The organism is Actinomadura chokoriensis (genome assembly GCF_039529475.1).
Taxonomy (GTDB): Bacteria; Actinomycetota; Actinomycetes; order Streptosporangiales; family Streptosporangiaceae; genus Spirillospora; species Spirillospora bangladeshensis.
The window spans coordinates 12,259-31,957 of record NZ_BAAAMW010000031.1 but is presented as its reverse complement, the minus strand read 5'-3'; the positions used below and the strand labels follow the sequence as shown (position 1 = coordinate 31,957).

The 19,699-nt window shown below is 73.3% G+C and carries 17 protein-coding genes and 1 pseudogene; 4 read left to right on the top strand and 14 right to left on the bottom strand.

Annotated features, from left to right (window positions below; all coding sequences use genetic code 11):
* Positions 1-29: 29 nt before the first annotated feature.
* Positions 30-1,638 (bottom strand): annotated as a pseudogene (locus ABFX46_RS38560) (MFS transporter); the annotation flags it as partial.
* Positions 1,639-1,815: 177 nt separating this feature from the next.
* Between ABFX46_RS38560 and ABFX46_RS38555 the strand changes: the two are divergent.
* Both ABFX46_RS38555 and gad read left to right on the top strand, forming a co-directional pair.
* A complete protein-coding gene (locus ABFX46_RS38555) occupies positions 1,816-2,508 on the top strand; it encodes a TetR family transcriptional regulator (protein WP_346048946.1) in 693 nt (230 codons plus the stop codon).
* Between the two features lie 96 nt (positions 2,509-2,604).
* Complete coding sequence (gad, locus tag ABFX46_RS38550) at positions 2,605-4,035, top strand: glutamate decarboxylase (protein WP_346048945.1); 1,431 nt, start codon at positions 2,605-2,607, stop codon at positions 4,033-4,035.
* A 3-nt stretch (positions 4,036-4,038) separates the two neighbouring features.
* On the opposite strand, the gene ABFX46_RS38545 is transcribed toward gad, so the two are convergent.
* The 3 genes from ABFX46_RS38545 to ABFX46_RS38535 are packed head-to-tail and all read right to left on the bottom strand — an operon-like array spanning position 4,039 to position 7,944.
* Complete coding sequence (locus ABFX46_RS38545; protein ID WP_346048944.1) at positions 4,039-5,211, bottom strand: acyl-CoA dehydrogenase family protein; 1,173 nt, start codon at positions 5,209-5,211, stop codon at positions 4,039-4,041.
* A complete protein-coding gene (locus ABFX46_RS38540; protein ID WP_346048943.1) occupies positions 5,212-6,318 on the bottom strand; it encodes an acyl-CoA dehydrogenase family protein in 1,107 nt (368 codons plus the stop codon).
* Positions 6,319-7,944 carry an AMP-binding protein gene (locus ABFX46_RS38535; protein WP_346048942.1) on the bottom strand — a complete coding sequence of 542 codons (1,626 nt, stop codon included), beginning with the start codon at positions 7,942-7,944 and terminating at the stop codon, positions 6,319-6,321.
* Between the two features lie 236 nt (positions 7,945-8,180).
* Between ABFX46_RS38535 and ABFX46_RS38530 the strand changes: the two genes are divergently transcribed.
* Both ABFX46_RS38530 and ABFX46_RS38525 read left to right on the top strand, forming a co-directional pair.
* The gene (locus ABFX46_RS38530; RefSeq protein WP_428831361.1) at positions 8,181-8,828 is read left to right on the top strand and encodes a TetR family transcriptional regulator; all 648 of its coding nucleotides are present in this window, start codon (positions 8,181-8,183) and stop codon (positions 8,826-8,828) included.
* A gap of 87 nt (positions 8,829-8,915) precedes the next feature.
* Positions 8,916-9,152 carry a DUF397 domain-containing protein gene (locus ABFX46_RS38525; RefSeq protein ID WP_067633630.1) on the top strand — a complete coding sequence of 79 codons (237 nt, stop codon included), beginning with the start codon at positions 8,916-8,918 and terminating at the stop codon, positions 9,150-9,152.
* A 65-nt stretch (positions 9,153-9,217) separates the two neighbouring features.
* On the opposite strand, the gene ABFX46_RS38520 is transcribed toward ABFX46_RS38525, so the two are convergent.
* The 10 genes from ABFX46_RS38520 to pucL all read right to left on the bottom strand — a co-directional run bounded on the left by ABFX46_RS38520 (position 9,218) and on the right by pucL (position 19,699).
* Positions 9,218-9,574 (bottom strand): hypothetical protein, encoded by a 357-nt coding sequence (locus tag ABFX46_RS38520; RefSeq protein ID WP_346048941.1) that lies wholly within the window; start codon positions 9,572-9,574, stop codon positions 9,218-9,220.
* A gap of 234 nt (positions 9,575-9,808) precedes the next feature.
* Complete coding sequence (locus ABFX46_RS38515; protein WP_346048940.1) at positions 9,809-10,561, bottom strand: alpha/beta fold hydrolase; 753 nt, start codon at positions 10,559-10,561, stop codon at positions 9,809-9,811.
* A gap of 131 nt (positions 10,562-10,692) precedes the next feature.
* The gene (alc, locus tag ABFX46_RS38510; protein ID WP_346048939.1) at positions 10,693-11,706 is read right to left on the bottom strand and encodes an allantoicase; all 1,014 of its coding nucleotides are present in this window, start codon (positions 11,704-11,706) and stop codon (positions 10,693-10,695) included.
* Positions 11,703-13,004 carry an allantoinase AllB gene (allB, locus tag ABFX46_RS38505; protein WP_346048938.1) on the bottom strand — a complete coding sequence of 434 codons (1,302 nt, stop codon included), beginning with the start codon at positions 13,002-13,004 and terminating at the stop codon, positions 11,703-11,705. Before allB ends, alc begins: the two co-directional genes overlap by 4 nt.
* Positions 12,989-13,792: a hydroxypyruvate isomerase family protein gene (locus ABFX46_RS38500; protein WP_346048937.1), complete on the bottom strand. Its 804-nt coding sequence runs from the start codon at positions 13,790-13,792 to the stop codon at positions 12,989-12,991. The genes allB and ABFX46_RS38500 overlap by 16 nt, the downstream gene beginning before the upstream one ends.
* Positions 13,789-16,119, bottom strand: coding sequence for a xanthine dehydrogenase subunit D (pucD, locus tag ABFX46_RS38495; protein WP_346048936.1), 2,331 nt, complete (start codon positions 16,117-16,119; stop codon positions 13,789-13,791). Before pucD ends, ABFX46_RS38500 begins: the two co-directional genes overlap by 4 nt.
* The gene (locus tag ABFX46_RS38490; protein WP_346048935.1) at positions 16,116-17,468 is read right to left on the bottom strand and encodes an 8-oxoguanine deaminase; all 1,353 of its coding nucleotides are present in this window, start codon (positions 17,466-17,468) and stop codon (positions 16,116-16,118) included. The genes pucD and ABFX46_RS38490 overlap by 4 nt, the downstream gene beginning before the upstream one ends.
* Complete coding sequence (locus ABFX46_RS38485) at positions 17,465-17,947, bottom strand: (2Fe-2S)-binding protein (protein WP_346048995.1); 483 nt, start codon at positions 17,945-17,947, stop codon at positions 17,465-17,467. Before ABFX46_RS38485 ends, ABFX46_RS38490 begins: the two co-directional genes overlap by 4 nt.
* The gene (locus tag ABFX46_RS38480; protein ID WP_346048934.1) at positions 17,947-18,825 is read right to left on the bottom strand and encodes an FAD binding domain-containing protein; all 879 of its coding nucleotides are present in this window, start codon (positions 18,823-18,825) and stop codon (positions 17,947-17,949) included. Before ABFX46_RS38480 ends, ABFX46_RS38485 begins: the two co-directional genes overlap by 1 nt.
* Before the next feature lie 13 nt (positions 18,826-18,838).
* Positions 18,839-19,699: a factor-independent urate hydroxylase gene (gene pucL / locus ABFX46_RS38475; RefSeq protein ID WP_346048933.1), complete on the bottom strand. Its 861-nt coding sequence runs from the start codon at positions 19,697-19,699 to the stop codon at positions 18,839-18,841.

The window sequence follows — 19,699 nt, the reverse complement described above, 5'->3', positions numbered from 1 at the left end:
ACCTCACGCCCGCACCCCTCACACCGGCAGCCTAACCCCGCCCGCTCAGACGGCCGCGGCGCCGTCGACCGGGGAGTTGCCGCGCCGCACGAGCAGCGCCGCGAGGACCGCGGCGAGCGCGACCGCCGCCGCGACGCTCAGCGACTCCTGGAAGCCGTCCATGAACGCGAGGTGGCTTCCGGTGGTGATGGCGTCCGCGGTTTGACCCGGCGTGCCGGGCGGGACGGGTGCCACGCCCTGCGACACGAGCCCGCCCGCTCCCTCCAACCGCTGGGCCGCCGGCGCCGGGACTCCGGCGTCGGTCAGCCGCCCGAACAGCACGTCGCCGACCTTGGTGGACAGCAGCACCCCGAGCACGGACGTGCCGAGGACGCCGCCGACCTGCGAGGCGGTCTGCTGGAGCCCGCCCGCGACGCCCGCGAGGTGGGCGGGCGCGTTGCCGACGATGGCCTCGGTCCCGGCGACGAGCACCATCCCGAACGCCAGGCCGATGAGGATGAACCACGGCCAGAGCTGCACGTAGGCGGCGTCGACCCCGATGCGGGACAGGCCGAACATCGCGACCGCGGTGAACACCATCCCGAGGACGAGCGGCAGCCGCGGCCCGAACCTGCTGGTCAGCGCGCCCGCGATCGGGGAGGCGACGATGAACACGGCGGTCATCGGCAGCAGCCGGACGCCGGCGTCCACCGGGCTCATGCCGTGCACCTGCTGCAGGTAGAGGGTGAGGAAGAAGATCGTCCCGAACATCGCGAAGAAGCCGAGGACGATGAGGCCGGTCGCCGCCGACAGCGACACCGAGCGGAACAGGCCGAGCGGCAGCAGCGGGCTCTCCGCCCGCTGCTCGTTCCAGACGAACACGGCGAACAGCACGGCGGACACGGCGAAGGAGACCAGCGGGACGGCGTCGCCGAACCCGTGCTCACCGGCCTTGATCAGGCCCCAGACCAGCGCGAACAGCGCACCGCTGAGCAGCGCGACGCCGGGCAGGTCGAACGAGCCGGCGGCCCGCTCGTCCCGCGACTCGCGGATCACCCAGAGGCCGACCAGCAGCGCGACCAGCCCGAGCGGGCCGTTGAGGAAGAACACCGACTCCCAGTTGACGTTCTCGACCAGCAGGCCGGCGACGATCGGGCCGCCCGCGATGGAGACGCCGAGCGTGCCGCCCCAGATGCCGATCGCGGCGTTGAGCCGCTCGGCGGGGAAGGTGTTGCGCAGGATCGCGAGGCTGGCGGGCTGCAGCAGCGCCCCCGCGAAGCCCTGCACGACGCGCCAGAAGATCACCATGCCGAGCCCGCCGGACAGCCCGATCAGCAGCGAGGACACGGCGAACCCGACCACCCCGGCGAGGAACGTCCGCTTGCGCCCGAACCGGTCGGCGATCTTCCCGGCGGGGATCAGCGTGACGGCGAGCGCCAGCAGGTAGGCGTTGGTCACCCACTGCAGCCCGGACAGGCTCGCGTCGAGGTCCCTGGCGATCGCGGGGTTGGCGATGGACACGACGGTCGCGTCCAGGCCGACCATCATCACCCCGAGCGCGACGGCGGCCAGGGTGAGCCATGGATGCCCGTGCCCGCGCCTCGATGGTCGGGCCCGCACCCCGTGGCGCGGCGGGACGTCGGCGGCGCCGTTCTCCAGGATGTCGGCGCCTTGCGAATGAGTCATCTGCGACCTCCGGCTTGGTAGGGGTTCAAAGTGTCATGGCATGACACTTGTCGTCAACTGCCTGAGGTCACACAAGGACAGGATTCAGCTTACGACAGAATTCGTCGTCCGCCACTTGGCGCGCGTTCACCCGCTGGTTACACTGCGCCCATGACCGCGACCGCCCCCGAGACAGGCCCCGAGACAGGCCCAGGGAACCCGCTCTGCCTCGGATCCCGGCCCCCGGGCAGGCGCGAGCGCAAGAAGCAGCGCACCCGCGAGGCGCTCATCGACGCCGCGTTCGCCCTCTTCGCCGAGAAGGGGTTCGACGCCACCACCGTCGAGGAGATCGCCGACGCCGTGGACGTCTCGTCCCGAACCTTCTTCCGCTACTTCGCCTCGAAGGAGGACGTGGCGCTCACCTTCCAGGAGGAGCAGGTCCAGGCCGTGGCGGCGGCGCTGGCCGCGCGACCCGCCGACGAGCCGATCATGACCGCGCTGCGGCGCACCGTGGTGGAGATCGCCCGCGCCTGCGAGGCGGGCGAGCTCGGCTTCGACCCGGGGCGCTTCGAGTGCATGCTGACGCTGGTGAAGGACAGCCCCACCCTGATGGCGGGCAGCCTGGAGCACGCGCAGCGCAAGCAGGCGCTGCTGACCGACGTCGTGGCGCGGCGGATGGGCCTCGACCCCGCGAGCGACCTGCGCCCGCACGTCGTCGCCGCCGCCGCGCACTGCGGCTTCCAGGCCGCCTCCGACGCCGTCGGCCGCATGGACGGGACGTTCACCGCGCTCTCCGACGCGGTCGACCAGGCGTTCGCCATCCTGGAGAACGGCCTCAACGACCCGGTGGACCCGGCCGGCTAGCACCCGGAGGCACCTGCCTCAACGACCCGGTGCACTCCGCCGTGCCGCCCTCCCGCGGCCGCGTGTGGTGCCGGGCGGCGGGGGTAGGTGCGCCGCATGGCCCTGAAGCATCCGCACCGCACCGGGAGCGGCCGCCGCGACCTGGAGGTCAACCCGATCTTCAGCCGCGAGCCGCTGACGATCCCCCGCTACGAGCTGCCCGCCGGGGAGCTGGACCCGGGCACCGCGTACCAGGTCGTCCACGACGAGCTGATGCTGGACGGGAACGCGCGGCTCAACCTCGCCACGTTCGTGTCGACGTGGGCCGAGCCGGAGGCGGCGCGGCTGATGGCCGAGTCCGCCGACAAGAACATGATCGACAAGGACGAGTACCCGCGCACCGCCGAGCTGGAGATGCGCTGCGTGCACATGCTCGCCCGGCTGTGGCACGCCCCGGACCCGCGCCGCGCGGTCGGCTGCTCGACCACCGGGTCCAGCGAGGCGGCGATGCTCGGCGGGCTGGCGCTCAAGCGGCGCTGGCAGCGGCGGCGGCGCGCCGCGGGCGGGCCGGCCGACCGGCCGAACATCGTCATGGGCGTCAACGTGCAGATCTGCTGGGAGAAGTTCGCGAACTACTTCGAGGTCGAGCCCCGCTACGTGCCGATGGAGGGCGACCGCTACCACCTCGGCGCGCGGGAGGCCGTCGAGCTGTGCGACGAGAACACCATCGGGGTCGTCGCCGTCCTCGGGTCGACGTTCGACGGGAGCTACGAGCCCGTCGCGGAGATCGCGGCCACGCTCGACGACCTGGAGCGGCGCACCGGCCTGGACGTGCCGGTCCACGTGGACGGCGCGTCCGGCGCGATGGTGGCGCCGTTCCTCGACCCGGACCTCGTCTGGGACTTCCGGCTGCCGCGCGTCGCGTCCGTCAACACCTCGGGCCACAAGTACGGGCTGGTCATGCCGGGCGTGGGCTGGGCGCTGTGGCGGGACGAGGAGGCCCTGCCGGAGGACCTGGTCTTCCGGGTGAACTACCTCGGCGGCGACATGCCGACGTTCGCGCTGAACTTCTCCCGGCCCGGCGCGCAGGTCGTCGCCCAGTACTACAACTTCCTGCGGCTCGGCTTCGACGGGTACCGCCGCGTCCAGCGGACGTGCCGGGACGTCGCGACGCGGCTGGCGTCCGAGATCGGGCGGCTCGGCCCGTTCGAGCCGATCACCGACGGCGGCGACATCCCGGTGTTCGCGTTCCGGGTGCGGGAGGACGTCCGCGCCTTCACGGTGTTCGACATGTCGGCGGCGCTGCGCGAGGCGGGCTGGCTCGTGCCCGCCTACACCTTCCCCGAGAACCGCACCGACCTCGCCGTCCTGCGCGTGGTGGTGCGCAACGGGTTCGGGCACGACCTCGCCGACCTGTTCCTGGACGACCTCCGCCGCGCCCTGCCCCGGCTGGAGGCCCAGCGGGAGCCGAGGCGGGGCGCGGACGGCACGACCGGTTTCGCGCACGGCGCCGAGCCGAAGAGGACGCCGGCGGCGAAGACCTCCTGACGGTCAGCGCGGGGCCCGCGGCAGGCCGAGGCCGATCATCGCGATCAGCTCGCGCTGGATCTCGTTGACGCCGCCGCCGAACGTGAGCACGAGCGCGCCCTTGGCGAGCCGGTCGAGCGAGGCCGTGAAGGCGGCGGTCTCCGGGTCGCCGGGGTCGCCGTAGCGGGCGAGGACGTCGCCGACGATGCGGCCGACCTCCTGCATCCGCTCCGAGGAGTAGATCTTCGTCGCGGACGCGTCGGCGGCGCCGAGCCAGCCGAGGTCCTGGTTCGCGGCGACCTGCCAGTTGAGGATCTCGTTGACGCGCAGGTAGGCGTGCACCTGGGCGAGCGCGCGGCGGACGGCGGGCTCCTCGATGAGCGGGCGCCCGTCGCGTCCGGGGGTCTCGCGCGCCCAGCGCTCGAACCGGATGCGGGTGTGCCCGATGTTGCCGGCCGGGCCGAGCGTGACCCGCTCGTGGTTGAGCTGGTTGACGATGAGGTCCCAGCCCTTGTTCTCCTCGCCGATGAGCATGTCCGCCGGGACGCGGATGTCCTGGAAGTACGTCGAGTTGGTGTGGTGCGCGCCGTCCATCGTGATGATCGGCGTCCAGGAGAAGCCCGGGTCCTCGCAGTCGACGATGAACATCGAGATGCCCTTGTGCTTCTTCGCGGACGGGTCGGTGCGGGCCGCGAGCCACACGTAGTCGGCGTAGTGCGCGCCGGACGTGAAGATCTTCTGCCCGTTCACGACGTAGTGGTCGCCGTCCTTCACCGCGGTCGTGCGCAGCGCCGCGAGGTCGGTGCCGGCGCCGGGCTCGCTGTAGCCGATCGCGAAGTGGCACTCCCCCGCGAGGATGCGCGGGATGAAGAACTCCTTGTGCGCGTCCGACCCGTACTGCAGGATCGTCGGCGCGACCGAGTTCAGCGTGATCAGCGGGTAGGTGACCTCGGCGCGGGCGATCTCGTTCGCGAAGATCGTCTGCTCGACCGGGCCGTAGCCGCGGCCGCCGTACTCCTTCGGCAGCGCGACGCCGAGCATCCCGTCGCGGCCGAGCCGCTTGCAGTGCTCCATGTAGGCGGTGCCGAACGGGTCCGCGGCGATCGCGGCGCGCTGCTCGCCGGTCAGGCAGTTCTCGAAGTACTCGCGCAGCTCGGCGCGGAGCCTCTTCTGCTCGGCGGTCAGGTCGATGAACATTCAGGCCTCCTGGGCGATGAGCGCGCCGAGCGCGTCGAGCCGGTCTTCCGCGCCGCCGAGCAGGTGGCCGCAGTGCTTGCCCCAGGCGAAGTAGCGGTGCAGCGGGTAGGTGACGTCCAGGCCGATGCCGCCGTGCAGGTGCTGGCAGGTGTAGAGGGCCTTGATGACGGGGTCGCACGCGTTGTAGGACGCGACGGTGAGGACCTCCTCGGCGTCGTCCGCGCCCTGCGCGAGCCGCCACACGCCCGCCCAGACGGCGACGTCCAGCGCGCGCTTGGCGATGTAGACGTCGCCGATCTGCATCGTGACGGCCTGGAACTGCGCGAGCGCCCGGTCGAACTGCTCGCGGGTCTTGGTGTACTCCTTCGTCAGCTCCAGCGCGCCCTCGATGACGCCGGAGGAGATCGCGACGGCGCCGGCGACGGCCGAGCGGCGGAGGGTGTCCCAGGCGGCGCCGTCCGCCGTCCCGCCGAGGAGCGCTCCGGCGCCGACCCGCGCGCCGTCCAGCGCGACCCGCGACAGCGGTTCGCTCGTCGCCGACGGCTGCCCGGTGATCGTCACGGCGCCGGGCTCGACCAGGAAGACCCCGACGCCCTCGCCCTCGACCCGCGCGGGGACGAGGATCAGCGACGCCTCGCGCGCGTACGGGACGAAGGTCTTCACGCCGTCGAGGACGTAGCCGTCGCCGTCCCTGCGCGCCGTCGCGGCGATCTCGCCGGCCGGGCCGACCTCGCGGTAGGCGCCGGTCAGGACCGTCGCGCCCTCGGTGAGCGGGGCGAGCAGGGCGCGCTGCTCCGGGGTGCCGTGCGCGCCGATCGCGACGGCCGCGAGCGCGAGCGAGGCGTACACCGGGACGGGCGCGGCGTGCCGCCCGACCTCGCGCAGGATCACCGCCAGCTCGACCGGGCCGAGCCCGGCGCCGCCGGCGTCCTCGGGCAGGACGATGCCGAGCAGGCCCGCCTGCGCGAGCGCCTTCCACGCCACGTCGTCATAGGGGGCGCCGCTCTTCTCGAACGCCTCCAGCCGCTCCTGCGCGGCCTCGCGCGCGAGCACTCCGGCGGCGAGGCCCTTGATCTCTTGCTGGGTCTCGTCGAGGTTGAAGTCCACTCATCCGCTCCCTTCCAGGAGGTGCAGCCGGCCGCACCGCTCGAACTCGGCCCGCAGGCGGGCGGCGTCCTCGGCGGTCAACCGGCGGTAGGCGAGGTCGCGTCCCGGCCGCCACCACACCGGGTCTTCGGTGCGCCAGCCGTCCCTGGCCAGCCGGCGCTTGAGGATCTTGTTGGACGCGGTCGCGGGCAGGTCCCGCGCCACCCGCACGTAGCGCGGCACCCACTTGGGGCTCAGGTCGGCGCGCCCGCGCAGGTGGTTCGCGAACGCGCCGGGGTCGAAGCCGTCGGCGGCGACGGCGAGCATCACCTGGTCGCCGGACGCCGCGTCCGGGACGCCGTACACGGCGAGCTGCCGGACGCCGGGCAGCTCCGCCAGCACGCGCTCCACCTGGACGGCGCCGAAGTTCTCGCCGTCCACGCGGAGCCGGTCGGCGCTGCGCCCGGCGAAGTAGACGTAGCCGTCGCCGTCGGCGTAGGCGAGGTCGCCGCTCCAGAACCTGCCATCGCGGAGCCGGTCGGGGGCGTCCTCTTTGTAGTAGCCGTCGAACAGGCCGAGGTCGCCGAGCTTGACCAGCTCGCCGATGGCCTCGTCGCCGTTGACCACCCGTCCCGCTCCGTCGAACACGGCGGGCGGGCAGGGCTCGCCGGTCGCCGGGTCGAGGATCGCGACGCCGTCGGGGAGCCTCCCGAGCGCCCCGGACGGCCCGAACGGGTCGGGCGACAGCGAGATCGCGGTCTCGGTCGATCCGTAGCCGTCGATGACGAAACAGCCGAAGCGCTCGCCGAAGCTCTTCTGCTCCAGCGGCGCGGCCTCGTTCCCGAACGCGAATCGCAGCGGGTTGTCGGCGTCGTCCGCTGCGGCCGGGGTGGCCAGCACGTACGACAGCGCCTTGCCGACGTAGTGCAGGTAGGTGCAGCCGTGCGCGCGCACGTCGGGCAGGACGCCGGACGCCGAGAACCGCGCCCGCAGCACCAGCTCGGCGCCGGCCGCGAGCGCGGGCGCGTACGCCGCCATGACCGCGCCGGAGTGGAACAGCGGCATGGGGCAGTAGACGACCGACTCCCCCGACAGCATGCGCTCGGCGAGCATCTCCCCCGGCACGACCATCTTGCGGTGGGTGACGCGGACGGCGCGGGGCCGTCCCGACGTCCCGGACGTGAAGATCAGCATCAGCAGCGAGGCGGGCCCGATCGCCGAGGTGTCCGGCGGCGGCGCCCCCGCGAACGGGGCCAGTTCGGCGGCCAGGGCGTCCGCGTCGTGGACCGGAATCCCGAGGGCGGCGGCCTGCTCGGCATGGCGCGACTGGGCGACGACGAGATCGCAGTCGGCGCGTTCGGCGTCGCCCGCCAGCTCGGCCGCGCTCCGGGTCGGGTTCAGCGCGACGAGCACCGAGCCGGACAGGGCCGCGCCCCCGAGCAGGAAGACCATCTCCGGCAGGTTGTCGAGGAGCACGCCCACGTGGACGGGCCGCTCCGCACCCCTCCGGTCCGCCATCCAGGCGGCGCGGACGGCGCATTCGGCGACGACCTCGCGCCACGTCCAGGCGCGGCCGTCGTCGGCGGAGCGCAGCCCCGGCCGGTCGTCCCCGGCCCGCGCCTCCAGCAGTGCCGCGACGCTCAGCATGACCACCTCCCGGACGCGCCCACGGCGAAAAAGTAGAACAGATTCTAGTCTGTGTCCAGAGGCCCGATCATTGCGATTCACCTGGCCCGTACCCTGCTGGGGCACGGCGGATCGAGCGAACCGGGGACCGCCCGCGCACGGCCGCAGTCGGTCGATCAGATAACACGTTCTCGCAAGGCTGTACGCTGGAGGGCGACGCGTCGGGCGACCGAGCCCGCACAGAAGGGATGACGACCGTGACCGCAGAGCCGACAGTGACCGGGGACGGGACCCGGGGTCAGCCGGCGGGACAGGCGGCCGGCCCCGCGAGCGGGCAGGGCGTGCGCTCCCGCAGCCAGCACCAGCGGCGCAAGCGTATCGTGCAGGCGGCCGCGGCGCTCGCGTCGCGCGGCGGCATCGAGGCGATGCAGATGCGCACCGTCTCCGAGCGGGCCGGGGTCGCGCTCGGGACCCTCTACCGCTACTTCCCGTCCAAGATGGACCTGGTCGTCGCCGTCGTCAGCGAGGAGATCGACCTCCTCGAAGGCAGCATCGAGCGCCGCCCGCCCCGCGGCGGCGCCGCCCCCGAGCGCGCGGTCGAGGTGCTGATGCGCGCCACCCGCGGCCTCATGCGCGAGCCCGAGCTGGCCGAGGCGCTGATCCGCTCGCTGCTGCTGTCGGACGTCAAGACCGACTTCGGCGAGCGGATGAGCGAGCTGCTGCTGCGCGCCGCGTCCGGCCCGCCGGAGGACATCCCCGACGGCGACCCGCGCCGCCTCGCGGCCCGCGCGCTGTCCGGCATCTGGACCATGGAGATGATCGAGATGCTGCGCGGCAACGCCACCGCCGAGGAGATCCAGTCCCGGCTGGAGATCACCGCCGCCCGCCTCCTCATCGATCCCTGACCGTCGCCGGACCGTTCCCCTGTGTCGCGGCCCCGTTCCCCACTAGCCTTGGACCCCGACAGGAGCCGGCGAGAAGAAGGTGTGCCAGTGACCGAGCAGGAACCGATCCTGAGCGACGGGGTCATCATCGAGTTCATCGATGGCAAGGACGTCCCCGTCCAGCACAAGGACTTCGGTGAGCGGGCCGTCGTGATGCGCGACGCCAAGAACCCCGAGGGCCCGATCCTCTACTTCACCGAGGCCGAGTGGGACGCCTTCATCGCGGGCGTCAAGGACGGCGAGTTCGACGACCTCCTGGAAGAGGACCCCACCGAGGCCCCCTGACCCGTGCACGACAGCGCCCCCGACCTCCCGCCGGGGGCGTTCTCGTGTCGCGGTGACCCTCTCGGTCACGGGCGGGACGGCTGCACCACCAGGCGGCTCGGCCGGTAGCGGACGAAGGCCGAGGCGTCCAGGGAGAGGGACGCGGCGGCCCGGTTCAGGGCCGCGGCGCTCGTGCCGGGCCAGCGGCCGGTCTCGACGCGCTTCTCCAGGGCCTGGAGGGACGCCACGTACTCGGACGCCGTGAAGTTGCAGTGCCCGGTGCGGTGCACATAGGACTGGCGCAGGAGATTGGTGCGGCCCGCGGCGCGGACGGCCCTGGCGTACTCGTTCTGGTGCTCGACCGGGACGAGCTGGTCGGAGACCGTGTGGACGGTCAGGGTCGGGACGGCGAGGCGCCCGGTGGGCTCGGAGGTGCGCGTCATCCAGGCGAGGGGGCCCGGCTCGACCTGCTTCGCGGCCGTCCTGGTGAGCGTGGAGAGGTCGTCCTTCAGACTCAGGCCCGCACTCTTGTAGAGGGCGTTGACCTGGCGGAGGTTGGCGGACGTCCGGAGCAGGCGCGAGTAGTCCAGGCCCTTGTTCCAGGCGCTGTCGCCCCCGGCGGCCTGGCCGATGGAGTAGCGGCCGCCGAAGATGAAGCCGAGGACGCCCGAGGTCAGCTATCGGTACTGCTGCACCTCCTGGGCGGCGTAGTCGCGGCGGGGCGGTGCGGTGTCGCCGTCGAACCAGGACGACTGGTTGAGGAAGGCGGAGGCGAGCGCGATGCGGGCGCGGCCCGCGGGGGTCGCCTGGGCGTTCTGCACGGCCAGGGTGAGCTGGGCGCCGGCGACCGCGCCTTCGACGGGTGAGGTGTAGTCGGTGAGCTTGATGTCCTCGGACGGGGCGAGCAGGGTCGCGATGGCGTGGCCCGCGTTGAGCTGGTAGTTGTTCAGGTCGACGCCGCCGCCGACGATGCCGCAGGTGGTGAGGGCGCCGTCCACGGCGCGGGTCTCGGCGAGCTCGGCGCTGACGAGGCCGCCCATGGACTGGCCGAGCGCGAGGGTGCGGCGGGGGCTGCCGATGATCCGCGCGACGGCCGCGCCGGTGCCGATCTGGTCGCGGACGGCGCTGCCGAGCGCCCAGAGGGAGCCGTCCGGGTCGTAGGACGAGCCGGCGAGCGCGTAGCCGCGGTCGAGCAGGGCCTTCCCGGCGGCCTCGCTCGGGCGGTTCGCGGGGCTGAGCGGCCCGAACCCGTGGCTGAACAGGACGAGCGTGCCGTTCCAGCGGGCGGGGACGTCCGCGATCCAGGTCGCGCCGTCGGGGAGCGTCCCGGTGTAGTGCGCGGGGCCCGCGGACGCGTGGGCGGTGGCGGGTGCGAGAGCGACGGGCGCCGCCAGGACGGCGGCGAGGATACCTGCCTGGAGTCGTGTCATGGGGGTCCTCCCGGGCCGGGATTTCAGAATGCCCAAGTCACGGGCGTCATGATTTTGTCGAGCATTGCGGCCTGCCGATGCGCCTCGGGATGGGCGGAGTGCTCAGAATGTAGGCAGATTTCTGGCGACGGTCAATACTTTGCCGAATGTTGAGTGAGGGCGGTGTAGCGGGCGGCCAGCTCCTTGGCGCCGTCCGGGGTCATGTCGCCGAGGAGCCGGAGGCGGGCGATGCCGCCGTCCGGGTGGATGTCCAGCCGGACGTGGGTCACCTCGGGCGTCGTCAGGCGGAACCGGTGCCGGGTGTCGGGCAGGAGGCCGGTGCGCGGCAGGAGGGGGCGCCAGGCGTCGAGGGGGGCGGTGCGGGCGTCGAGGCCCTGCAGCGCCGCGGCGGCGGGCGCGTTGAACTTCAGGTTCGCGGTGTCGATCTCGGCGAGCCTGATCACGCCGGGTGCGGCGAGCCGGATCACCGCCCAGTCGTGGCCGCCGTCGCGGCGGCGGGCCGTCTCCCAGCCCTCGGCCTGGTTGCGGGCGAGGCCGGGGAACAGCATGTTGTCGGGCGAGGAGTAGAACATGTCCGAGCACTCGATGACGCGGGCGCCGTTCTCCAGGGCGGCCAGGTCGACCGTCAGACCGGCCAGGACGCGCGGGTCGGGGACCACCTCGCCGTGGACGCGGAGCCGGGCGATGCCGCCGTCCGGGATCATGTTCAGCCGGACGTGGGTGAACAGCCGTTCCGCTCGGGTCGGGAAGAGATGTGCCGTATCGCCCTTCAAGGGGCTTTCCGGGACGATCTCCACCCAGTCGGCGCCGGAGAGGTCGGACGGGTAGCCCTCCACGGCGCAGGCCTCGACGGACGCGCGCGGCGGGTAGTTGCCCTTGAACCAGGCGGTGTCGATCACGACGCCGCGGACGACGCCGGGCAGGCCGAGCCTGACCAGCGCCCAGTCGTGGCCGCCGGCGCGGCGCCGGGCGGTCTCCCAGCCGTCGTAGACCTGGCCCTTCGGCCCGAAGGTCCCCGGCGCGAACGCCGGCGCCCACGGGTTGACGAGGTTCTCCTTCTCGGCGAAGGACTCGTCGCTCGCCGCGACGACCGAGCCGCCGAGGGTGCGGACGGCCAGGTCGGGCAGGGACGTGAACTCGGTCATCTCGCCTCCCGCGCGAGGAGCCGTCCGGCGGGCCGCTCCCCGACGGGGGCGCCGCGCAGCCATGTGGTCTCGACCGCCCCCGCCAGCGTCCGGCCCGCGTAGGGCGTGACGGGATGCCGGTGGTGGAGGGCCGCCGGGTCGACGGTCAGGGTCGCGTCCGGCGCGAAGGCGACCAGGTCGGCGTCGTTGCCGACGACGATGCCGCCTTTTCCGGGGACGCCGGCCAGGGCGGCGGGCGCCTCGGACATCCACCGGACGACGTCGGCCAGGCCGTGCCCGCGTTCACGCGCGGCCGTCCACACCACCGGCAACCCCAGTTGGAGCGACGAGATACCGCCCCACGCGGTCGCGAAGTCGCCGCGCTTCAGTTCGGGTGTGCAGGGCGAGTGATCGGTGACGACGCACGAGATCACCCCGGAGGCGAGCCCCTCCCAGAGCCGGTCGCGGTTGGCCGCGTCGCGGATGGGCGGGCAGCATTTGCAAGCAGTACTACTGGCGTCTTCGGCGTTGAGCGTCAGGTAGTGGGGGCATGTTTCGGCGGTGACGGGGAGGCCGTCGGCCTGGGCCTTCGCGAGGACGTCCAGGCAGTCGGCGGCGGACAGGTGCAGGATGTGGGCGCGCACGCCGGTCTCCTCCGCCAGCCGGACGACCCGCTCGACGGCCCGGCGCTCGGCGGACGGGGGCCGCGACGCGAGGAACTCCGGGTAGCCGCCGCCGGTGGGCGCGCTCAGCGCGGCCGGGTCCTCGGCGTGGACGATGACCAGCCCGCCGAACGAGGCGATCTCCCGGAACGCCTCCCCCATCTCGCCGTAGGGCAGCGGCGGGAACTCCGGGACACCGGAGTCGGAGGTGAAGCACTTGAACCCGAAGACGCCGAGGTCGTGCAGCGGGCGCAGCTCGGCCCGGTTGCCGGGGACCGCCCCGCCCCAGAAACCGACGTCCACGGCGCACGCGCCCTCGGCGGCCTCCCGCTTCACGGCCAGCGCGGCCGGGTCGACGGTCGGCGGCAGGGAGTTGAGCGGCATGTCGATGAGCGTGGTGACACCGCCCGCCGCGGCGGCGCGGGTCGCGGTGGCGAACCCCTCCCATTCGGTGCGGCCGGGCTCGTTGATGTGGACGTGGGTGTCGACGAGGCCGGGGAGCAGCGCCACGTCGCCGAGGTCGACCGAGGCGGTCGCGGGCCCGCCGCCCGTGTAGCCGGAGATCGCGGCGATGCGGCCGTCCCGGACGGAGACGGCGGCGGGTCGCTCGCCGCCGGGCAGGACGGTCCGGCGCGATCTGATCAGGAGGTCGTCCACCCGAACTCCTCCGCCGACGGGCCCCGCGGGACGTATTCGAGGGAGATCCGGCCGCCGTAGCCGATGTCGTCGAGGACGGCGAAGACGCGGCCGAAGTCGACGGCGCCCGTGCCGGGGCGCCCGCGGCCGGGCGCGTCCGCGATCTGGACGTGGCCGATGTCGGCGGCGTGCTCCCGCGCGGCCTTCTCCAGGTCGTCGCCGTTGGTCGCCAGGTGGAACGTGTCGAACAGGAACCGGACATTGTCGGCTCCCGCCGCCCGGACGCGTCCCAGCACCTCGGCGACGTCGGCCGCGGTCTCCAGCGGGTAGGCGCCGTTGAGGCCGCGTGCCAGCGGCTCGACCAGCAGCGTGCCGCCCAGTTCGCCGACCCGTCCGGCGGCGTGGACGAGGTTCGCGGTCGCGACCCGGTCCTGCTCGGCCGGGTCGGCGCCGTCCAGCCGCTGCCCGTAGAGCGCGTTGAACGACCGGGTGCCGAGCCGCTCGGCGATCCGGACCAGCACGTCGAGGCTGCGGCGGAACTCCTCGACGCGGGACGGGTCGGACAGCACGCCCCGCTCCCCCGCCGCCATGTCCCCCGCGTACAGGTTGAGCGCGATGAGCCGCACGCCGGCGTCCTCGACCGCCCGGCAGAACGCGTCCACGTCCGCGTCGGACGGCACCGGCTCACCGTTCCACGGCCACCAGGACTCCACCTCCCCGAACCCCGCGGCCCGCGCCGCCGCCGGGCGCTCCAGCGGCGGGAACTCGGTGAACAGGATCGAGCAGTTGACCGCGAACCGGCGGGTCACGGCGCTTCCCCGACGATGTGCTCGGGCCGGACCGGGACGCGGGTGAGGGGGCGCCCCGTCGCGTTCCGGATCGCGGCGACGATGGCGGGCGTGGACGACAGGGTCGGCGGCTCGCCCGCACCGCGCAGGCCGTACGGCGCCTCCGGGTCGGGGTTCTCCAGGATGTCCAGTCGCATGGGCGGCATGTCCAGGATGGTAGGGATCAGGTAGTCGGTGAACGACGGGTTCTGGACGAGCCCGTCGGCCACCACGATCTCCTCCATCACGGCGAGGCCGAGCCCCTGCGCGGAGCCGCCGTGGATCTGCCCCTCCAGCGACAGGCGGTTGATGATCCTGCCGACGTCCTGGACGGCGGCCAGCTCGACGACCTTGACGAGGCCGAGGTCCACGTCCACGTCGACGACGGCCCGGTGGACGCACAGCGCGAGCTGGGTGTGGCTGCGGCCCTGCCCGGTGGCCGGGTCCATGCGGGCGGTGGGCCGGTGGTGGTACTCGCGGGTCTGCTCGATCACCTCGGAGCCGAGGACGTCCTCGATGGTGCCGAGGACGCCGTCCGCCCGCGACACGATCTTGCCGCCGGCGACGTTCAGGTCGCGTCGCCCGAGGCGGCGCGCCGCGAGCGCGAGGAGTTCGGCGCGCACCGCCTCGCAGGCCGCCTTCACCGCGCCGCCCGTCATGTACGTCTGGCGGGACGCGCTGGACGAGCCCGCGTCGCCGACCCCGTTGTCCGCCGGAGCGATCACGACCCTCTGGACCCCCAGCTCCGTCCGGGCGACCTGCGCCTGGACGGTGACGAGCCCCTGCCCGACCTCGGCCGCCGCCGTGTGGACGAGCGCGGTCGCCTCGCCGCCGATGACCTCCAGCCGGACCCGGGCCGTGGACAGGTCGTCGAAGCCCTCGGAGAAGCAGATGTTCTTGATGCCGACGCCGTAGCCGACACCGCGCACGACGCCCTCGCCGTGCGTCGTCTGCGACACGCCGCCCGGCAGGTTGCGGAGGTCGGCCGTGTCCGGGCCGGCGGGCATCGGCATCGCCTCCAGCCGCGCCAGCATCGCGGCGAGCGGCGCCGGCGACTCGATGACCTGGCCCGTCGCGAGCCTCGACCCCTGCGAGACGGCGTTGCGGCGGCGGATCTCGACCGGGCCGAGACCGCAGGCGTCGCCCAGCGCGTCCATCATCGACTCGTAGGCGAAGCACGCCTGGACGGCGCCGAACCCGCGCATCGCCCCGCACGGCGGGTTGTTCGTGTAGACGCCGTACCCGTCGATCCTGATGTTGGGGATCTCGTACGGCCCGACGCCGAGCGAGGCCGCGTTGCCGACCACGTTCATGGTGGACGACGTGTACGCGCCGCCGTCGAGGATGATCTCGACGTCGGCGTAGAGGAGGCGGCCGTCCGACGCGGCGCCGTACTCGTACCGCATCTGGGCGGGATGCCGGTGGACGTGCCCGAAGAACGACTCGTACCGGTTGTACGACATCTTCACCGGCCGGCCGGTGTGCAGCGCGAGCATGCCCGCGTGGATCTGCATCGACAGGTCCTCGCGCCCGCCGAACGCGCCGCCGACGCCCGCGAGCGTCATGTGCACCTGGTCCTCGGCGAGGCCCAGGCAGGGCGCGATCTGCTTGAGGTCGTTGTGGATCCACTGCGTCGAGACGTACAGGTCGATGCCGCCGTCCTCGGACGGGATGGCCAGCCCCGACTCGGGCCCGAGGAACGCCTGGTCCTGGATGCCGACCTCGTACTCCCCCGACACGACCACGTCGGCGGCGGCCTTCGCGGCGTCCACGTCCCCGACCCGGACGGGCTGGTACCGGGTGATGCCGCCCCGGTCCTGGACCTTCAGGCGCTCCGGGTCGGCGATCACGGCGCGCGGGTCGGTGATCGGTTCGAGGACCTCGTACGCGACGGCGATCCGCTCCATCGCGCGGCGCGCCGTCTCCGGGTGGTCGGCGGCGACGAGCGCGACCGGCTCGCCCTGGTGCCGGACCTGGTCGACCGCGAGGACGGGCTGGTCCTCGGTGTGGTCGATGCCGAACACCTTGCGGCCCGGCACGTCCTCGTGGGTGAGGACGGCGCGGACGCCGGGCAGCGCCAGCGCAGGCCCGATGTCGATCGACCGGATCAGCGCCCGGGGGTGCGGGCTGCGGAGCGTCGCGCCCCACAGCATCCCGTCCATCCACAGGTCGGACGCGTACGCGAACTCGCCCGCGACCTTGAGCGTCCCGTCCGGGCGCAGCGGGCTCTCCCCGACCCCGCCGATGCCGGGCGCGGCGACATGACCGGGGCTCTTCACCGGCGACGCCCGGTCCAGCGGCGATGTCATCGGAGCACCTCCTCCGCGAGCCGCATGAGGCGGCGGTGGGCGGCGGCGCCGCGCCGCGCGGCCTCGTCCTGCGGGACGGTCGCGAGCGCGTCGCCGTCCACGACGGTGCGCCCGCCGACGAGGAGGCGCTCCAGCGGCGGCACCGGACCGAACGCGAACGCGACGACCGGGTCGTCGATCGCGGCCTGGAAGCCGTCCATGCGCCACAGCGCGATGTCGGCGAGCTTGCCGGGTTCGAGGGAGCCGATCTCGTCCTCGCGGCCGAGGCAGCGGGCGCCGCCGAGGGTCGCCATCTCCAGCGCCTGCCGGGCGGTGAGCGAGGTCGGGCCGTGGCGGGCACGCTGCATGTAGAGGGCCTGCCGCAGCTCCCCGGCGAGCGGGACGAGTTCGGCGGACGCCGGCCCGTCCACCCCGAGGCCGACCGCCGCGCCCTCCGCGAGCAGGTCCGACACGCGGGCGATCCCGGCGCCGAGGCGCGCGTTCGAGCTCGGGCAGTGGGCGGTGCCGGTGCGGGTCTCGGCCAGCCGCTTGACGTCGGTGTCGTGGAGGTGGACGCAGTGCGCGAGCCACACGTCCGGGCCGAGCCAGCCGATCGAGTCCATGTACTCGGCCGGCGTCATCCCGAACTGCTCCCGGGTGTGCTCCTCCTCGTCCAGCGTCTCCGCGAGGTGGGTGTGCAGCCGGACGCCCTTGTCGCGCGCCAGCCGCGCCGACTCCACCAGCAGCTCGCGGGTGACGGAGAACGGCGAGCAGGGCGCGACGGCGACGCGCAGCATCGAGCCGGGCGAGGGGTCGTGGTACCGGTCGATCGCGTCCGCGGTCGCGGCGAGGATCGTGTCGAGGTCCTCGACGACCTCGTCGGGCGGGAGGCCGCCCTGCGACGCGCCGCGGTCCATCGAGCCCCGGCACGGGTGGAAGCGGACGCCGATCTCGCGCGCCGCCTCGATCTCCGCCGCGAACAGGTCGCCGCGCCCGCTCGGGAACAGGTAGTGGTGGTCGGTGGACGTCGTGCAGCCCGACTTGGCGAGCCAGCCCAGGCCGGCGGTGGCCGCGCCCGCGACCACCTCGGCGTCCATCTTCGCCCACGGCTTGTAGAGGGTGCTCAGCCACTCGAAGAGCGTGCCGTCGGTGACCATGCCCTGGCTGGCCCACTGGTACAGGTGGTGGTGGGTGTTGACCAGGCCGGGTGTCGCGAGGCAGCCGCGGGCGTCGACGCGCTCGGAGTCGCCGTCGGGGTCAGGGGCGGGGCCGGGCCCGACGGCCGTGATGCGGTCGCCGCCGATGACGATGTGGCCGTCCGGGTACTCGTTCCCGGCGACGGTGACGACGTGCGCGTTCTCGATGATCATGTGGCGGCCCTCCGGCGGGCGGCGAGGCGCACCGCGTCCAGGATCTTCTCGTAGCCGGTGCAGCGGCACAGGTTGCCGGCGAGCGCCTCGCGGATCTCGGCGTCCGTCGGCGCCGGGTTCCGCGCGAGCAGGTCGTGCGACTGGACGATCAGGCCGGGCGTGCAGAACCCGCACTGGACGGCGCCCGCCTCCACGAACGCCTCCTGGACGGGATCGAGCCGCTCCGCACCGGGCGGCCCCTCGGCGAGGCCCTCGACGGTGACGACGTCCCGGCCCTCGGCCTGGCCCGCCGCGACCAGGCACGCGCACACCGGAACGCCGTCCAGGTAGACGGTGCACGAACCGCATTCGCCCTGTTCGCAGGCGTTCTTGGAGCCGGGGAGGCCCATCCGCTCGCGCAGCATGTAGAGGAGGCTCTCGCCCTCCCACACGTCGTCCACGGTTTCGGCGGAACCGTTCACGGTCACGTTCACGCGCATCACGACGCCCTCCTTCCGGACGTTCCGGTCCTGTAGTCGTCCCATGCCCAGGTCAGCGTGCGGCGCGCCATCACCGACAGCGCGTGCCGGCGGTAGCCGCCCGTGCCCCGGACGTCGTCGATCGGGGACGCGGCCTCCCCGACCAGGTCCGCGAAGCGCCGTACGGCGGTGTCGGCGAGCGGGCCGCGGCCGTCCCAGTCGAGTTCGTGCGAGATGAACGTCTCGGCCTCGGCGGCGCGGCGCGGGGTCGGCGCGGCGGAGCCGAGGCCCGTGCCGACGCGGCGCTCCTCCGGGTGGAGGGCGAGCGCGAACGAGCAGACGGCGATCACCATCGCGTTCCTGGTGCCGATCTTGGAGAAGTACTGGGGGCCGGACGCGGGGACCGCCCAGAACGCGCGGATCAGCTCGTCCGGCGCGAGCGCGTTGCTCTTGACGCCGGTGAAGAAGTCGGCGGCCCGGATCATCCGCACGCCGCGCGCGGCGGACTCGGCCTCGATGACCGCGTCCCCGGCGAGCAGCGGCGGGTGGGCGTCCCCGGCGGGCGAGGCGGCGCCGAGGTTGCCGCCGACCGTGCCCCGGTTGCGGATCTGCGGCGAGCCGACCGTCCGGGACGCCTGCGCGAGGCCCGGCAGGTGCTCGCCCAGCTCGGTGATGAGGCGCGCGTAGGGGACGCCGGCGCCGACGCGGAGGCGCCCGTCCGCCATGTCCCATTCTGCGAGCGCGGCGATCCCGGTGAGGTCGAGCAGCGCCTCGGGCCGGTCCCGGTCGAAGTTCATCTCGACCATGACGTCGGTGCCGCCCTGGACGGGCCGCGCGCCCGGCCGCTCCGCCTTGGCGCCGAGGGCGTCCTGCCAGGTCGTGGGTCGGAGGAAGTCCATGGCTGCTGAGTCCTCAGTTCCAGGCGGACGGTGCGTCGGGCGCGTCGTCGGTGAGGACGGTGCCCTCGATGAGCCCGTACGGGCGGTCCGCCGCGAAGTAGACCTCGTCGTCGTTCTTCAGGCCGAACGGCTCCAGATCGACCAGGAAGTGGTGCTTGTTGGGCATCGACAGCCTGACCTCGCAGATCTCGCCGCGTTCGGCCAGCACGCGGCGTCCCATCTGGAAGAGCGTCTGCTGGAGCGACAGGCTGTGCGTCTCGGCGAACGCCCGGAGGAGGGCGTCGCGGGCGGCGCGGTACGAGTCGTCCCAAGGCGCCTCCGTCGTCCTGTGCCGCCATTGGGCGGTCACGGCCGTCGCGAGGATGCGGTCGTCGGTCGGTTCGAGCGTCGTGTACTCGTCCTGCGCGAAGCCGTGGAACTCGCTGCCGGTCGAGTTCAGGACGACCAGGTCGGTGAGGCCGGACACGACCGTCTCCGCCTCCGCGCCGCTGTGGACCAGCGCCGTCCTGACCTCGCCGCCGTCCCGGACGAACGAGTGCCCGCCCGTGATCCGGCTCCAGCCGTACTCGCGGATCTCGACGCGGGCGTGGGTGATCGCGGGCTGCGAGGCGACGAAGTGCCGGGCGAGCAGGAGCCCGAAGTCCTCGATCGCGCCGATGCCGTGCTTCTTGGCGAACGCGAACACGGTGTTCTTCTGGCTGTCGGTCGGCAGGACGGCCGCGTTGTCGCCGGTCAGGTGCACGTCGTGCATCGCACCGGACAGGGAGACGCTGACGTTGACGTCCTTGAGCCGGTGCGTGGCGCCGTCGCGGGCCACGCGGACGACGCGGGTCTCCGCCTTCCCGTAGCGGTTGGGTCCGAGCACGATGGCCAT

Bases quoted from the DNA above. Each gene is read 5' to 3' on its own strand.
- ABFX46_RS38555 (WP_346048946.1), top strand. From the start codon at position 1,816: ATGACCGCGACCGCCCCCGAGACAGGCCCCGAGACAGGCCCAGGGAAC.
- gad (WP_346048945.1), top strand. From the start codon at position 2,605: ATGGCCCTGAAGCATCCGCACCGCACCGGGAGCGGCCGCCGCGACCTG.
- ABFX46_RS38545 (WP_346048944.1), bottom strand. From the start codon at position 5,211: ATGTTCATCGACCTGACCGCCGAGCAGAAGAGGCTCCGCGCCGAGCTG.
- ABFX46_RS38535 (WP_346048942.1), bottom strand. From the start codon at position 7,944: ATGCTGAGCGTCGCGGCACTGCTGGAGGCGCGGGCCGGGGACGACCGG.
- ABFX46_RS38520 (WP_346048941.1), bottom strand. From the start codon at position 9,574: ATGACGCGCACCTCCGAGCCCACCGGGCGCCTCGCCGTCCCGACCCTG.
- ABFX46_RS38515 (WP_346048940.1), bottom strand. From the start codon at position 10,561: ATGACACGACTCCAGGCAGGTATCCTCGCCGCCGTCCTGGCGGCGCCC.
- alc (WP_346048939.1), bottom strand. From the start codon at position 11,706: ATGACCGAGTTCACGTCCCTGCCCGACCTGGCCGTCCGCACCCTCGGC.
- pucD (WP_346048936.1), bottom strand. From the start codon at position 16,119: ATGACATCGCCGCTGGACCGGGCGTCGCCGGTGAAGAGCCCCGGTCAT.
- ABFX46_RS38490 (WP_346048935.1), bottom strand. From the start codon at position 17,468: ATGATCATCGAGAACGCGCACGTCGTCACCGTCGCCGGGAACGAGTAC.
- ABFX46_RS38485 (WP_346048995.1), bottom strand. From the start codon at position 17,947: ATGCGCGTGAACGTGACCGTGAACGGTTCCGCCGAAACCGTGGACGAC.
- ABFX46_RS38480 (WP_346048934.1), bottom strand. From the start codon at position 18,825: ATGGACTTCCTCCGACCCACGACCTGGCAGGACGCCCTCGGCGCCAAG.
- pucL (WP_346048933.1), bottom strand. From the start codon at position 19,699: ATGGCCATCGTGCTCGGACCCAACCGCTACGGGAAGGCGGAGACCCGC.